The sequence below is a fragment of the Lysinibacillus sp. GW823-FHT06C08 genome (assembly GCF_058795135.1).
Genome location: NZ_JBXAHN010000020.1, coordinates 1 through 14,789 on the forward strand (window position 1 = coordinate 1; position 14,789 = coordinate 14,789).

Sequence of the window (14,789 nt, forward strand, 5' to 3'; positions counted from 1 at the left end):
AGTTTCATTTCCATTTAAATATCGTTGAACTGCTTGAATACGTTGTTCAACACTTACTTTTGTCATAAAAAAACCCCCGTAAAAGTTAGATTAATGTCTAACTTTTACGGGGCAGTTCAGTGGTTGAGGGGATGGCTTTTATTTTATGAAAAAATCTTCTCTGACGATTGCTGGATTATTGAAACAAAGTGAAAATAAGAAAAGTGCTTCTTTCGCTGGTGATGAAAGAAGCCTTTTAGCATGGAGTTAATCAGACTTTTCACGCTCCATAAACTTTACTCCGTTTAAAACTGCTAGCTTAAAGATGGTCCTCTTTTCATCAAGACCAAATTGTCCATTTTCCTCAATGATAAATTGTTCATTGCTTTTAGTTTGAAAGTAATAGGTTCCAAACGTACCTATTTCGTATTCATAGATAACCTCATTTAAATCTTGCCATTTATAAATAGTTTGATGGTGATACTGTTGAAAAACGATTTGATCCTTTTGTATGGCGCTATAGCTTAATAAAGAATAATAACCTAATACGATACTACTTATGATGATGACGCATGCAAGGGTGTAGATGTTTGGATTCCTTTTTAATCCGAGTACAATGAAAACTACGAAGATCAAGCCTAAAGCTATTAATAGCATAATAAAGTTGCTAGGTGGTGTCATCAGGACGACATCCTCTCTATGAGCATAGAATGTCTGCGATATGGTTAGAGGCGTAAAGAAGGCTAAAAAGGGTGTGAGTATCGCTACGATAAGGGCTGCTATAAAGTACTTTGCTCGTACTGATAGTGCATGTAACATACAATCTCCTTTCTTATAAAATGATTGGTACACTAAGTGTAACATATTTACAAATAAGGATTGTCTATGCATTCTTTTGAATTATTAAAATTGGTCTTAAAATTCTGAATAAAATCTTCATTCCACTGAAAGCAAGCAGGTATAATAGAAATATAGAGGTGAAGGTTATGAGAAAAGATCGAGGGAAAATATGGCTGGGCGTATCGGGTGTTACAGTGAATGAGCTTGGGCAATGGTTAGTTGTGAAAAAAGCGTATAGCGGATTGAAAGGGCGTTGGTCATTGCCGGCAGGATTTGTTAACGCTGGTGAAACCGTGGATGAGGCGGTCATCCGTGAAATAAAAGAAGAAACAGGAATAGATTGCAGTGTATCAGGCTTAATTGGATTTCGTACAGGCGTTATCCGTGATGATATCAGTGATAATATGGCGATTTTTTATTGTCGTATGCTAGATGAACAGCAGCAGGTATGCATTCAGGAAAAAGAAATACTGGAGGCCAAATGGTTGTATCCACAGGAGCTCGCACAAGATGAAACTACCTCCGTTATGTTAAAAGAAATGGCATCCAATCAATTCGAAAACCATCAGCTAGATGCGATAGAGGGGATTAATCCTGGCGATATTTTTGGGTATACCTCGTATCGACTGTTCTTTAAAAAATGATATGACTTTGGGAGGGGACCTATGATGGAGCTATTTTTATTTATGTTAGAGCGCGTTGGGCTGATCATTGTGTTTGCCTTTTTAATGTCAAGGTGGAGGCTGTTTCGAGAGAAGCTGTTTCAGGAGCAAGGATCGAAGGAGAAAATATGGCTCATCATTGTCTTTAGTAGTTTATGTATTATTAGTAGTTATACAGGGATTAAAATTGAAAGCGGTACGATACACCCGTTAAATCAGATGATACATAGTACGATTAATGCTGAGGAGGCTATTGCCAATACGAGATTAATTGGTGTAGCGATTGCAGGCATTTTCGGTGGACCCCTTGTTGGTGTATGTGTTGGGATTATAGCAGGGATTCACCGTATGACACTAGGGGGCTTTACAGCGATCGCCTGTGGCATTTCGACGATTTTAGCAGGCTTTATGACCGGTGGATTAAGTAACCGTTTCAAAATACGTCAAACTTTTTCCTTTAAGAAAGCTGTTATCATTGGAATTTGTGCAGAGACGATACAGATGTTGGTGATTTTAGTAGTTGCGAAGCCATTCGAGCAGGCTTTGCAGCTAGTAACATTAATTGCCATGCCAATGATCTTGATGAATGCCTTTGGAATCTTCTTATTTTTTATGATTATAAAAACATTTATTGATGAAGAAGAACGAACAAAGGCATTGCAAACACATCAAGCATTTTCAATTGCTCAACAAACGATTGAGCATTTCCGAAAAGGCTTGAATGAGGAATCCTGTCAGACGGTGGCTGAAATTATTAAAAGAGAAATTAGTGTAGAGGCGGTTGCCATTACGGATAAAAACGGTGTATTAGCCCATGTTGGCGTTGGGGAAGACCATCATTTAATTCATCGGGAAATTATGACGGCTTTGACGAAGCGAGTACTAGAGGAAGGGGAAATTTTAATGGCTACTTCGGCAAAGGAAATTCAATGTCCACATGATGATTGTCCTTTAAGCGCCGCCATTGTTTTGCCTTTAATGGTACAGCATCGCACGGTTGGAAGCCTAAAGCTGTATTTCACGAAGGCAGATTCATTAACAGGGGTGAAGAAGGAGCTTGCGGAGGGCTTAAGTAGACTATTCTCTTCACAGCTGGAATATGCTGAAATTGAACAACAGAGAAAGTTATTAAAGGATGCTGAAATTAAAGCGTTACAGGCACAGGTTCATCCTCATTTCTTCTTTAACAGCCTTAATACGATATCAAGCTTGATCCGTACAGATGCAGATGAGGCAAGAGCATTATTGATCAAGCTTAGTACATTTTTTAGAAGCAATTTACAAGGTGCACGGCAAATGCTTATTCCATTGAAAAATGAAATTGATCATGTTGAGGCTTATTTATCCATTGAGCAGACAAGGTTTCCTAATCGTTACGAAGTAGAGTTTATCATGGATGAATCACTTTTCGATGTGCAGATTCCACCATTTACTTTACAGCCTCTGGTTGAAAATGCTATTTATCATGCGTTTAAAAATCGTAAGGAAGGCAAGATTTTTGTCAAAGTACAACGAGTGAACGATAAGCTAGTTTTGCTAACTGAAGATAACGGCTGTGGCATGAGAAAAGAGCAGGTAAAGCAGCTCGGTAAACGGATTATGCAATCGGAGCAAGGGACTGGAACGGCGTTGTGGAATATTTATCAGCGTATTCATGAAATTTATGGCTCAGACGCTGATTTTCATATAGTGAGTACATTGGATGTAGGAACAAAAATAATGATTCAACTGCCGTTAAAGGCGACTAGATGGGAGTAAAAGAGATTGAATGTATACATTGTGGATGATGAACCGTTGGCACGCGCTGAATTGCGCTATTTATTAGAGCAAACAGCGTTAGTAAATGTTTGTGGTGAATCTGAAAGTCTTAAGGATTTTTACAACACGACACAGTATGAACAGGTTGATTGTGTATTTTTAGATATTGAGTTAGGCATGAATAATGGACTTGATTTAGCAAAACAATTACTGTTGCATACAAAAAGACCCGAAATTATCTTTGCTACTGCCTTTGATGAATACGCATTACAGGCATTTGAGGTGAATGCCTTTGATTATATTCTGAAACCTTTTGAAGCACAACGAGTACAAGCTGCTGTAGAAAAGCTAGTAGCTAAAAAAAGAGCCGCACAGGCGAAAACGATGGAAGAAATAAAGATTTCACAGCTGGACAAGCTTGATAAATTAACGGTTTATGTCAACGATCGAATTCTATTAATGAAAATACAGGATATTTTATATTGTACATCGGAGGACAGTAAAACGGTGGTTGTCACAGAGCAAGGAAGGTTCTTTGCTTCGGAGTCATTGGCAGCATTAGAAAAGAAGCTAACATTAAAAGGATTTGTGCGTGTCCATCGTGCGTTTATCGTAAATTTAGAGCATATTGTGGAGCTAGAGCCTTGGAGTAGTTCTAAATATAATTTAATTTTGGATAACAGACATTCCATTCCTGTCAGTAGGCTCTATATGAAGGATGTGCGGAAAATTTTTGACCTGTCGAGGTAGTTGCATTTCAGCGGTAGAAACCTACGTTTCAACTTTTAATTCTGACATTTCAGTTAATTTTATGAATATCGTGGACATTCCTTTGCTATGATGTGGAAAAAGTAAAAGGGGTGTTTGCATGAATGCGATTACAATTGTGATAGGCTCTATTTGTATTTTAGTGATTAGCTATCGTTTGTATGGCATATTTTTTACAAAAAAGGTACTGAAAATAAAGGATGATACGCCCACGCCCGCCCACGCTTTGGAAGATGGTAAAGACTATGTTCCGACGAATAAATGGGTAACCTTTGGGCATCACTTTGCAGCCATCGCTGCTGCGGGGCCATTAGTAGGACCGATTTTAGCTGCACAGTTTGGTTATTTACCTGGCCTTCTATGGTTATTAATAGGGGCTGTCATTGGGGGAGCTGTCCATGATGCAGTCGTGTTATTTGCTTCTATGCGCCATGGTGGTAAGTCTTTATCCGAAGTGATGAAGGAAGAGCTCGGTCCGATTGCTGGCTTCTGTACAGGCCTTGCTATGCTGTTTATTATTACAATTACAATGGCAGGTCTTTCTATGGTAGTTTTAGGAGCTTTAGAACGCAATCCATGGGGGACGTTTGCAGTAGGGATCACCATTCCAATTGCTATGCTTGTGGGTATTGCTTATCGTAAAACAGGCAATTTACTTGTTACGTCTGCAGTTGGGTTTGTTTTATTAATGATAGGCGTATTTATTGGGCCGCTTATTCAAGGAACTGCATTTGGTGATTTTTTAACATTTGACCGTGATACATTAGCAATTATTTTACCTATCTATGCATTTTTTGCAGCGGCATTACCTGTGTGGCTATTATTAGCTCCACGTGATTATTTAAGTAGTTTCATGAAAATTGGGGTGTTCATCGCTTTAATTATCGGTGTCTTTTTCGTTAACCCAGCTATTCAGTTCCCACCATTTACAGAGTTTATTCATGGTGGAGGTCCGGTAATTGCAGGTCCTGTGTGGCCATTTGTATCCATTACGATTGCCTGTGGGGCTATTTCCGGCTTCCATGCCTTTGTAGGCTCAGGAACGACACCTAAAATGATTGACCGTTGGGAAGATATTCGAATCGTTGGCTTTGGAGCAATGTTAGTTGAGTCGTTAGTAGGTGTGATGGCGTTAATTGCAGCTACAGCCCTTCATCCAGCAGACTATTTTGCCATTAACTCAGCGCCAGCAGTTTTTGCTTCATTAGGAATGGAGCCTGTTCATTTACAAGCATTATCTCAAAGTATTGGAATGGACTTAGAGGGACGAACAGGAGGAGCCGTGACATTAGCCGTCGGAATGACGGATATTTTTACAGGTATTCCTTGGTTTGCGGAGTTATCCTCCTATTTCTATCAATTTGTCATTATGTTTGAGGCTGTCTTTATTCTAACAGCGATAGACGCAGGAACACGGGTGGCACGCTATTTAATTCAAGACTTTGGGGGCAATGTTTATAAGCCATTAAAGCGTACTAATTGGATACCAGGAACAATTTTCGCTAGTGCACTTGCTTGCTTTATGTGGGGTTATTTATTGTATTCAGGGGATATTAGCTCCATTTGGGTATTATTTGGTGTATCCAATCAGCTAATGGCGGCAATTGGTTTAGTATGTGGAGTGACGATGGTACTGAAGGTGGCAGATAAACGAATCTATGCACTAACTTGTTTTATCCCATTAACTTATTTATACATCACTGTGAATGTGGCTGGTTATTGGATGATTAAAAACGTTTATTGGAATCCAGCAGCTGCCGGCTTTAATATGTTAAACGGCATCTTATCCGTTATCATGCTGATGCTAGGACTACTCATCGTTATTTCAGCGTTTAAGAAATGGGCACAGCTATGGAAATCTCCAAAGTTCGTATTAACTCAATCAACTTCATAATGTAATAGAAGAAACTATTGGAGATAAGAAATGGTCTTCAATAGTTTTTTGGTATTTGCTAGGATAAAATATCCATGATCAATCACAATCACCGTAAATGATTTCATAAATATGTCGAACAAGCGAAAACAAGGATATGTTCATTGAAAGCGTTGTCGTAATCATGTAAACTAATGAGAGGAAAACGGAGGTTATACATACATGGATGGTCCAGTTTCATTAGTACAGTTAATCATTTCTATTTTGTTATTTTTCGTCATGTTCTTTGGTATCGGATTCTTATTAAACATGCTGTTACGTATGACGTGGTTAATGGCGATTGTATATCCAATTGTTGTGATCTTTATCGTGGATGAAGTAAGCTTCTTAGATTATATTTTCAAGCCAGGTTCTGCATTTCCAGCGTTAATCGATAAATTACAAGCCCTTCAGTTTGTAGATATTGCTATTTTATCAGGCGGCTTTGCAGGCTCCATCGTGGCAGGCATTGTGATGATTTATTTACGAAAAAGTGGATATCGCATGTTCTAATTTACTTAGTATTCTTCTTTCTATTGCATGAAAGAAGAGTACTTTTTTTATTCGATAAAAAACACATCCTCCATCATAAAAGGATGTGTCTTAGCTATCATATGAAAAATTCGTAGGTTATGATGGCGATAAAAATACCTGTGAGCGCCCCAAAAAATACTTCACTTCGTTTGTGTCCTAATAACGTTTTTAATTCCTCCATTTTCTCTTGCCCATCCATCTGAGGCCATTTTTTAAAATCATGAAGCAGTGTTTGGAAATCCTTACGCAATTGATTTAAAATCACAGCATGTTGCCCAGCTTGGTAACGTACACCACTTGCGTCGTACATAACAATAATGGAAAACATTGCGGCTACGGCAAAAATAGGGGATGCTAAACCCGTCTCATAAGCAATAGAGGTTGCCAGTCCAGTAACAGAAGCGGAGTGAGAGCTAGGCATTCCGCCTGTAGAAGTAAAGAGGCTCCATTTCACCTGTCTGGTCATTAGAAAATGGATGGGAATCTTGACAAACTGAGCAAAGATAACCGAAAAGAGGGCAATCAGTAATGGGGTATTTTGAAGTAAACTCAAATTCATCACAACCTTCGCAAATAATTGCTTTTATTATAACATTCATTATTTTCTAAAAGAAGATATAGGCAAATATTACGCGCTTTTCAGAAACTTCGTTATAATAGTAGATGGAATGGAGGAATTTACATGAATATTGTAAAAGAAGCAAAGACATTTGAAACAATTTCTACTGAATTATTAGTGGTGGGTGTCACTAAACACCGTGAGCAAATGCAGGATTGGGCAAGCTTTTCATCTTTTTATGGTGAATCACTTGATATGTGGGTTAGCGCGGGAGACGTTTCAACTGAGCTTAAGAAGCTAACGAAGCTGCCATTTGTGAAGGATCATGCCAATTTAAAACGTATTTTATTTGTAGGGCTAGATGAGCGTAAAAACCTAACAGAAGGGGATATTCGAGCAGCCTTTGGTTTAGTTGGGAAAGAGCTAAGAGCCTTAAAAGTAAAAGAGTATTCCATCTGGCTTGAATCATTTACAACAGAAACAATTTCAGTGACTGATGTAGCCTTCTTAGCGGGTGAAGGAACTGGTCTAGGCTATTATTCTATTCCTCATTACAAAACAACTTCAAACGAAGTGGATAAACGTATTGATGCTGTTCATCTAGTGACGACAGCAGGGGATTTAGACGAAGTTGTAGCTGGCTTTGAGGTCGGCGTCATTTATGCGGATGCAGTGAATGAGGCACGTAGCTTAATTAATTTACCACCGAATTTACTAACGGCAACTGATTTAGCAAACTATGCGGAATCTTTGGCAAGTGAATATGACTTTGAAGTAGAAATTCTAGGTAAAGCGCAATTAGAAGAATTGGGAATGGGCGGCATTTTAAGTGTCAACCAAGGCTCTTTCGAAGAACCTCGATTAATCACATTAAAATATAAAGCGTCTGATGATTTTGAAAATCCAATTGGTCTCGTTGGTAAAGGTGTAACATATGATACAGGTGGCTATTCCTTAAAACCAAAAGACTCAATGGTTGGGATGAAAGGCGATATGGGCGGTGCAGCAGCAGTGCTTGGTGCCATGAAAATTATCGGTGAATTACGTCCAAATAAAAATGTAGTGGCGGTTATCGGATCTACAGATAATATGGTATCTGACACAGCATTTAAACCAGATGATGTCATTACAACGTATAGTGGCAAAACAGTGGAAGTTTTAAATACGGATGCAGAAGGACGTTTAGTTCTGGCAGATGCAACTACATATGCGAAGCAGCAAGGGGCTGCATCGCTAATTGATGTCGCCACTTTAACAGGAGGCGTCATTACTGCGCTAGGTATGGATAAAACAGGTGCTCTTTCTAATGATGATGAATTTTTTGCAGCATTTATGGAAGCAGCAGAGGAAACGGATGAATTTGTTTGGCGTATGCCTTTGACAGAGAATGATAAAAAGAGAATTCGTAAATCTGATGTGGCAGATTTAAACAACTCACCTGGTCGTGATGGACATATGATTTTTGGTGGGGGCTTTGTCGGAGAATTTGTTGGTGAAACACCTTGGATTCACCTTGATATTGCCGGAACATCCGATGCAGTAGCTGTCCATGATCTAGGTCCTAAAGGTGGTACAGGTGTGATGGTACGTACACTTGCTAATTTTGTCCAACGTTTAGGTGAAGAAAAATAATAGAATATTTTGATCAGCGGGATTGTCTTTCCGCTGATTTTTTGTATTTGCAGCACTTATCCCGATAGATTAGGCAATGTACATATGATAGATGCATCTTCCTTCATACGATAGAATAAAAAGGGAGGTAGCATATGCGTAATTTCGGAGGTTACCCAGGAGGAGGATTTGGAGGAGGTATTTGGCCATTCGGTGCACCGTTTTTCGGTGGCTTTTTAGGAAGTTTCCTAGGTTCTCAATTTAATCAATATCCTTACAATCCATATTATCCAAACTATCGGCCATATCCGCCTGGTCCATTTTTCCGACCAGAACCACGGTATCGTAGACGCTGGTAAGAACATAAAATAAATAATCCAGTTGCCTAGTCAAAAACGGCAACTGGTTTTTTGTTGTGTTGAGGAAGTATCAAATTTTGGGTTGACAGAATATACTAAATTATTTATTATTCTTATTATATTACTAAGAATTAAAAAAGTAGCTGACTAGCAAACTAGAGGCTTTTATTGTTCATAGGCATTTTTGTGCCTAGGGATAATATTAGCCTTTTTTCTTTACCTTGATGACAGCAATCTTTTTCCTCTATAGGGAGAATCAAAAATTTGTTCAAACGCCACCATTTGGAGACACAACCGCTTGTGGATGTCAAAGGGCGTGACGGTTGCTACTCCGTCAACTAAAAACAGGACACCATGACGCGAAGGCGCAACGGATAGAAGGAGTGAAATGGAATGGGGAAAGTATATATCGTTGGTGCTGGTCCTGGGGATGTGGATCTTATTACGGTCAAGGGTTTACGTTGTATTGAATGTGCAGATGTCATTTTATATGACAGACTCATAAATAAAGAGCTATTAAACTATGCTCGACAAGACGCTCAATTAATATTTTGCGGAAAACTGCCACAACAACATGCCATGATTCAGGAGCATATTAACCAAACGCTTGTCAGTTATGCACAGCAAGGGTTAATCGTTACAAGATTAAAGGGAGGTGACCCATTTGTCTTCGGAAGAGGGGCAGAGGAGGCTGAAGTGCTAGCCAAACATCATATTCCATTTGAAATTGTACCAGGGATTACTTCAGGTATAGCAGCCCCGGCCTATGCAGGAATTCCTGTGACACATCGGGATCTAAGCTCAAGTTTTGCCATGGTTACGGGACATATGCAGGAAGGAAAAGATGATGCAATACGTTGGGAAAGTCTTGCAAAAGGAATCGATACGATTGCTATTTATATGGGAGTAGGTAATCTGCCGTACATCCGACAGCAACTTCTCAAATATGGACGTGAGGAAGGAACACCTGTAGCCGTTATTCATTGGGGAACTTTTGCTGATAAGCAAAAAACGGTTACGGGTACTTTAGCAACAATTGAAGAAATCGTTCAAACAGAAAATATTCAGAATCCGAGTATCATTTTAGTTGGAGAGGTTGTGGCATTAAGAGAAACGATACATTGGTTCGAGCATAACAGTCCACAACCAATCCAAGTTACGGGGTAAGGATGTGACTTTATGCAGGCTATTTTATATATTGCTCATGGTAGTCGTGTTAAGGCAGGTACAGATCAAGCTGTAGCTTTTCTACAAGGCGTTCAACAAGAGGTTCATGTATCTATTCAGGAAATATGCTTTTTGGAGCTTGCAACACCTACCATTGCAGAGGGGATTGCCAACTGTGTTAGACAAGGGGCAACTATGATTGCTGTTATGCCTATTCTATTGCTAGCTGCACAGCATGCGAAGCAAGATATTCCAAGAGAAATTGCCGAAGCTCAAAAGCTCTATCCGCATATCCATTTTTCCTACGGTGAACCATTAGGCATTCATGAACGAATCATTGACACGTTGCAGGCTAGGATTTTAGAAAAGCAGCAGCCTAACTGCGAAGCAAGTGTTTTACTAATAGGACGTGGCAGTAGTGATCCGACCGTAAAGAGAGATTTAGCTGAAATTGCAACAAGATTGCGAATGAAATACAACTATCAAACAGTAGATACTTGCTTCTTATATGGGATGGGTCCGAGTTTTGATGACTGGCTCCAGCATGAAAAAGAGAGGCAGCATCAAGTTTTTATTGTGCCGTATCTCTTATTTACAGGTATCTTACGGCAAAGCATAACAAAGCGATTACAAGGACTATCTAACAACAACATGATGTTATGTGAAAGCTTAGGTTATGACGTCAATGTAAAAAAAGTGTTAGTGGAACGTATTGATGAATTACTACATTTCAAAGAGGAAGGTGTTTCATAATGGCAGATAAAAGGCTTGAAAATGTAAATCTAGCATTAGATAATGTCCGCCAAATGCTAAATACTGTGAACCATGGTTCGATTACTTTGATTGTTCAAAACTCTTATGTGGTTCAAATCGAAAAGAAAGAAAAAATAAGACTCCGATAATTCTTTTTAGAGGATGAAATGATAACGATTCGCGAGGTGGCAAAGATTGAAACTGCAAGTTATAAACAGTCCATTTAATGAAGAGCAGGTAAAATTATTAAACGAACTTTTACCTCAATTAACACTAGAGCAAAAAATTTGGTTAAACGGTTATTTAAGTGCACCACAAGCTACTCAGGAGGTCGTAGTTGAGACGATCCCTGCAGCAGCCCCTATTACGAAAACCATGACGATTTTATATGGTTCCCAAACAGGTAATAGTCAAGGGCTAGCTGAAAAATATGCCTCTCTATTAAAGGCTCAAAACGTAGACGTTACTGTCTCATCATTAGGGAAATTTAAAGCAAGTAACTTAAAGAAAATCACCAATCTATTACTTATTGTGAGTACACATGGTGAGGGTGATCCACCTGATCAGGCGATCCAGTTCTATGAATTTTTGCATAGTAAACGAGCACCAAAACTAGAGCATCTTCAATATGCGGTACTTGCATTAGGGGATAGCTCCTATGAATTTTTCTGTAAAACAGGTAAAGACTTTGATGAGCAATTTGCCAAACTAGGTGCAACAAGAATTGTTCCTCGTACTGATTGTGATGTGGATTATGATGACGCTGCTGCACAATGGTTCTCAGCTGTTCAACAAGAATTTCTCAAACAGGCTACTACAATATCGGTTACTTCAACACAGAGCGATGAAATACAAGGAGCTACTACATATTCAAGAAAAAATCCATTTTACGCTGAAGTGTTAGAAAATATTAATCTAAATGGTCGCGGCTCCAACAAAGAGACACGTCATCTAGAGTTATCCATTGAAGGTGCTAATTTTCAATTTGAGCCAGGAGACAGTATTGGGATTCAACCGGAAAATAGTGAACCATTAGTCGATGCATTACTGGGAGTACTACAATTTGATCCAGCTACTGAAGTGACTGTGTTAGATGAAACAGTGTCCTTAAAGAATGCCTTACAAAAAAAATTGGAAATTACAGTGTTATCTAAGCCAGTTCTTGAAAAAATTAAAGCTTACACAGAACATAATGAGTTTTCATCGTTATTAGAAGAACCTAATGCATGGAAGGATTATGCCAAGGGAAGGGATTTACTTGATGTAGTAGAGGATTTTGCTCCTTTCACATGGAGTGCGCAACAATTCGTAGATATTCTGCGAAAAATTCCATCAAGACTGTATTCCATTGCAAGTAGCCAATTGGCGAATCATGATGAGGTGCATTTAACGATTAGCAAGGTAAGCTATGAGACGAATGGTCGACAACGTCTGGGAGTATGTTCAGGTAGTGTGGCAGAACTTCAAATTGGCGCTACATTACCAATCTATGTTCATAAAAATCCAAATTTCAGATTACCTGAGCAGAAGGAAACGCCCATAATTATGATTGGCGCGGGCACAGGTATAGCACCGTATCGAGCTTTCCTAGAGGAAAGAGAAGAGTTAGGGGTAGAGGGGAAAGCTTGGCTCATTTTTGGTGATCAGCATTTTGTCACAGACTTCCTCTATCAAACAGATTGGCAACGCTGGCTAGCTTCTGGCACATTAAGCCAAATGCACATAGCCTTTTCACGTGATACCGATAAAAAAATCTATGTTCAACACAAATTGGAAGAGAATGCAGCTAATTTTTATGAATGGCTTGAGCAAGGTGCTGTCATTTATGTATGTGGTGATGAGAAATCAATGGCAGCTGATGTGGATGCAACCATTCACCGTATTATAGAGCAGCAGGGGCAGAAAACGTCTGAGCAAGCAAAAGCCCTTGTGCAAGAACTAAAGCAACAAAAACGATACCAACGGGATGTTTATTAAGAAAAAACTCTTCCTCGTAGGAAGATGACTATTTGCTAGCAAGCAAAGCCTCTGGAGAGGTGTAATGGATTAAAGGAGCGATAAAGAATGACAGAGAAAATTGTTTTGCCTCCACAGTCAGGGAAACCAAGTGATGTAGAGCGTATTAAGACGGAAAGTAATTATCTTCGTGGGACACTCGAACGGACTATGAATGATCCATTAAGTTCTGGTATTCCTGAGGATGACAATCGTTTAATGAAATTCCATGGTAGTTACCTACAGGATGACCGAGACCTTCGCACTGAAAGACAACGACAAAAACTAGAGCCTGCCTATCAATTCATGGTACGCGTACGAACACCTGGAGGAGCGGCTACCCCAGATCAATGGCTTGTAATGGATGAAATGGCTAGAAAGTATGGCAATGGCTCCTTAAAACTAACTACACGTCAAGCGTTTCAGGTGCACGGTATTTTAAAATGGAATGTCAAAAAATATATGCAAGAAATTAATGACGTGTTATTGGACTCTCTTGCTGCTTGTGGGGATGTAAACCGTAATGTTATGTGTAATGTAAACCCAAATCAATCAGCATTACATGAAGAAGTTTATAACTGGTCTGCTAAACTAAGTGAGCATTTACTACCTCGTACACGTGCATACCATGAATTATGGTTAGATGGAGAAAAGGTAATAGACAGTCAGGATGAAGAAATTGAACCGATTTATGGAGAACAATATTTGCCGCGTAAATTTAAAATTGGCATTGCGATTCCGCCAAGTAATGATGTCGATGTGTTTTCACAAGATATCGGACTAATCGCGATCGTAAAAGATCAAAAGCTTATTGGCTTTAATGTAGCTGTTGGTGGAGGAATGGGGATGACGCATGGCGATCATGCTACCTATCCACAGCTTGCGCGTGAAATTGGCTTTATTACACCGGATAAACTACTGGAAACAGCAGAAAAAATTATAACAATTCAGCGGGATTATGGGAATCGCTCAGTTCGTAAAAATGCACGTTTCAAATATACGATTGATGCAAGAGGACTAGAATGGTTTAACGAAGAATTAACGCGACGTTTGGGTTGGAGTATTCAAGAAGCGCGCCCTTATACATTTGAACGTACAGGAGATGAGTTCGGTTGGATTAAAGGGGCAGAGGGTAAGTGGCATTATACGCTATTTATTCAAAACGGTCGCATTAAAGATTTTCAAGATTATGAGCTGTTAACAGGGTTACGTGAAATAGCTAAGGTGCATACAGGTGATTTCCGTTTAACTCCTAACCAGAATTTAATGATTAGTAATGTAACACCACAGAAAAAGAAAAAGATTGATGCTATTATAGAGCAATATAAGCTGACGGATGGTGCGCATTATTCTGCATTGCGTCGTAATTCCATTGCATGTGTCTCCTTACCAACCTGTGGTTTAGCCATGGCGGAGGCGGAACGTTATTTGCCATCTCTTATTACAAAAATGGAAACAATCATTGATGAAACAGGGTTAAATGATACAGAAATTGTTATTCGGATGTCAGGCTGTCCAAATGGTTGCTCCCGTGCAGCGATGGCTGAAATAGGTTTTATCGGTAAAGGTCCTGGGAAATACAATTTATATCTTGGAGCAAGTTTTACTGGTAATCGATTGAATAAAATCTATCGTGAAAATATAGGTGAGGAAGAGATACTAGCGGAGCTACGACCAATTCTTGTACATTATGCGAAGGAACGTTTAGACGGTGAGCATTTTGGTGATTTTGTCATTCGTGCTGGATATGTGACGGCTGTATACGATGGTAAAGAATTTCACATATAATAAATATAAAAACCATGTAGCAAATTTTGAACTGAACCCTATAAAGTAGACAGTTTAATAAAAGACCATTTGCTACATTAAACAGCGATTAAATGACTTCGGTA

General features: G+C 39.2%; 14 protein-coding genes. 12 read left to right on the forward strand and 2 right to left on the reverse strand.

Features of this window, described 5'->3' with window-relative positions; all coding sequences use genetic code 11:
- Positions 1-246: 246 nt before the first annotated feature.
- The gene (locus tag AC1Q6O_RS22765) at positions 247-798 is read right to left on the reverse strand and encodes a hypothetical protein (RefSeq protein ID WP_346037646.1); all 552 of its coding nucleotides are present in this window, start codon (positions 796-798) and stop codon (positions 247-249) included.
- A 167-nt stretch (positions 799-965) separates the two neighbouring features.
- Here AC1Q6O_RS22765 and AC1Q6O_RS22770 point away from each other — a divergent pair, with 167 nt between their 5' ends.
- The 5 genes from AC1Q6O_RS22770 to AC1Q6O_RS22790 all read left to right on the forward strand — a co-directional run bounded on the left by AC1Q6O_RS22770 (position 966) and on the right by AC1Q6O_RS22790 (position 6,432).
- Positions 966-1,463: an NUDIX hydrolase gene (locus AC1Q6O_RS22770; RefSeq protein WP_008178080.1), complete on the forward strand. Its 498-nt coding sequence runs from the start codon at positions 966-968 to the stop codon at positions 1,461-1,463.
- 24 nt (positions 1,464-1,487) lie between these two features.
- Positions 1,488-3,239 carry a LytS/YhcK type 5TM receptor domain-containing protein gene (locus AC1Q6O_RS22775; RefSeq protein ID WP_427071814.1) on the forward strand — a complete coding sequence of 584 codons (1,752 nt, stop codon included), beginning with the start codon at positions 1,488-1,490 and terminating at the stop codon, positions 3,237-3,239.
- A gap of 6 nt (positions 3,240-3,245) precedes the next feature.
- The gene (locus AC1Q6O_RS22780) at positions 3,246-3,989 is read left to right on the forward strand and encodes a LytR/AlgR family response regulator transcription factor (protein WP_008178082.1); all 744 of its coding nucleotides are present in this window, start codon (positions 3,246-3,248) and stop codon (positions 3,987-3,989) included.
- 118 nt (positions 3,990-4,107) lie between these two features.
- A complete protein-coding gene (locus AC1Q6O_RS22785; protein ID WP_008178083.1) occupies positions 4,108-5,901 on the forward strand; it encodes a carbon starvation CstA family protein in 1,794 nt (597 codons plus the stop codon).
- 201 nt (positions 5,902-6,102) lie between these two features.
- Positions 6,103-6,432: a YuiB family protein gene (locus tag AC1Q6O_RS22790; protein WP_004228336.1), complete on the forward strand. Its 330-nt coding sequence runs from the start codon at positions 6,103-6,105 to the stop codon at positions 6,430-6,432.
- A 97-nt stretch (positions 6,433-6,529) separates the two neighbouring features.
- Here AC1Q6O_RS22790 and AC1Q6O_RS22795 read toward each other — a convergent pair whose 3' ends face one another.
- Positions 6,530-7,012 (reverse strand): divergent PAP2 family protein, encoded by a 483-nt coding sequence (locus AC1Q6O_RS22795; RefSeq protein ID WP_008178086.1) that lies wholly within the window; start codon positions 7,010-7,012, stop codon positions 6,530-6,532.
- A 123-nt stretch (positions 7,013-7,135) separates the two neighbouring features.
- Between AC1Q6O_RS22795 and AC1Q6O_RS22800 the strand changes: the two genes are divergently transcribed.
- From AC1Q6O_RS22800 to cysI, 7 genes are all read left to right on the forward strand, one after another.
- Positions 7,136-8,644 carry a leucyl aminopeptidase gene (locus AC1Q6O_RS22800; protein WP_008178088.1) on the forward strand — a complete coding sequence of 503 codons (1,509 nt, stop codon included), beginning with the start codon at positions 7,136-7,138 and terminating at the stop codon, positions 8,642-8,644.
- A gap of 134 nt (positions 8,645-8,778) precedes the next feature.
- On the forward strand, positions 8,779-8,982 hold the full coding sequence (locus AC1Q6O_RS22805; protein WP_008178090.1) for a hypothetical protein: 204 nt from the start codon (positions 8,779-8,781) through the stop codon (positions 8,980-8,982).
- Positions 8,983-9,375: 393 nt separating this feature from the next.
- Positions 9,376-10,149 carry a uroporphyrinogen-III C-methyltransferase gene (gene cobA / locus AC1Q6O_RS22810; protein WP_089986181.1) on the forward strand — a complete coding sequence of 258 codons (774 nt, stop codon included), beginning with the start codon at positions 9,376-9,378 and terminating at the stop codon, positions 10,147-10,149.
- A 12-nt stretch (positions 10,150-10,161) separates the two neighbouring features.
- Positions 10,162-10,902: a sirohydrochlorin chelatase gene (locus AC1Q6O_RS22815; protein WP_492402277.1), complete on the forward strand. Its 741-nt coding sequence runs from the start codon at positions 10,162-10,164 to the stop codon at positions 10,900-10,902.
- Positions 10,902-11,051, forward strand: a complete 150-nt coding sequence (locus AC1Q6O_RS22820) for a YezD family protein (RefSeq protein WP_008178096.1) — start codon at positions 10,902-10,904, stop codon at positions 11,049-11,051. Before AC1Q6O_RS22815 ends, AC1Q6O_RS22820 begins: the two co-directional genes overlap by 1 nt.
- A gap of 46 nt (positions 11,052-11,097) precedes the next feature.
- The gene (locus tag AC1Q6O_RS22825; RefSeq protein ID WP_375105995.1) at positions 11,098-12,879 is read left to right on the forward strand and encodes an assimilatory sulfite reductase (NADPH) flavoprotein subunit; all 1,782 of its coding nucleotides are present in this window, start codon (positions 11,098-11,100) and stop codon (positions 12,877-12,879) included.
- Positions 12,880-12,966: 87 nt separating this feature from the next.
- The gene (gene cysI, locus AC1Q6O_RS22830; protein WP_492402279.1) at positions 12,967-14,685 is read left to right on the forward strand and encodes an assimilatory sulfite reductase (NADPH) hemoprotein subunit; all 1,719 of its coding nucleotides are present in this window, start codon (positions 12,967-12,969) and stop codon (positions 14,683-14,685) included.
- Positions 14,686-14,789: the final 104 nt, after the last annotated feature.

Bases quoted from the DNA above. Each gene is read 5' to 3' on its own strand.
- AC1Q6O_RS22815 (WP_492402277.1), top strand. From the start codon at position 10,162: ATGCAGGCTATTTTATATATTGCTCATGGTAGTCGTGTTAAGGCAGGT.
- AC1Q6O_RS22800 (WP_008178088.1), top strand. From the start codon at position 7,136: ATGAATATTGTAAAAGAAGCAAAGACATTTGAAACAATTTCTACTGAA.
- AC1Q6O_RS22820 (WP_008178096.1), top strand. From the start codon at position 10,902: ATGGCAGATAAAAGGCTTGAAAATGTAAATCTAGCATTAGATAATGTC.
- AC1Q6O_RS22790 (WP_004228336.1), top strand. From the start codon at position 6,103: ATGGATGGTCCAGTTTCATTAGTACAGTTAATCATTTCTATTTTGTTA.
- AC1Q6O_RS22805 (WP_008178090.1), top strand. From the start codon at position 8,779: ATGCGTAATTTCGGAGGTTACCCAGGAGGAGGATTTGGAGGAGGTATT.
- AC1Q6O_RS22775 (WP_427071814.1), top strand. From the start codon at position 1,488: ATGGAGCTATTTTTATTTATGTTAGAGCGCGTTGGGCTGATCATTGTG.
- cysI (WP_492402279.1), top strand. From the start codon at position 12,967: ATGACAGAGAAAATTGTTTTGCCTCCACAGTCAGGGAAACCAAGTGAT.
- AC1Q6O_RS22765 (WP_346037646.1), bottom strand. From the start codon at position 798: ATGTTACATGCACTATCAGTACGAGCAAAGTACTTTATAGCAGCCCTT.
- AC1Q6O_RS22795 (WP_008178086.1), bottom strand. From the start codon at position 7,012: ATGAATTTGAGTTTACTTCAAAATACCCCATTACTGATTGCCCTCTTT.
- AC1Q6O_RS22770 (WP_008178080.1), top strand. From the start codon at position 966: ATGAGAAAAGATCGAGGGAAAATATGGCTGGGCGTATCGGGTGTTACA.
- cobA (WP_089986181.1), top strand. From the start codon at position 9,376: ATGGGGAAAGTATATATCGTTGGTGCTGGTCCTGGGGATGTGGATCTT.
- AC1Q6O_RS22785 (WP_008178083.1), top strand. From the start codon at position 4,108: ATGAATGCGATTACAATTGTGATAGGCTCTATTTGTATTTTAGTGATT.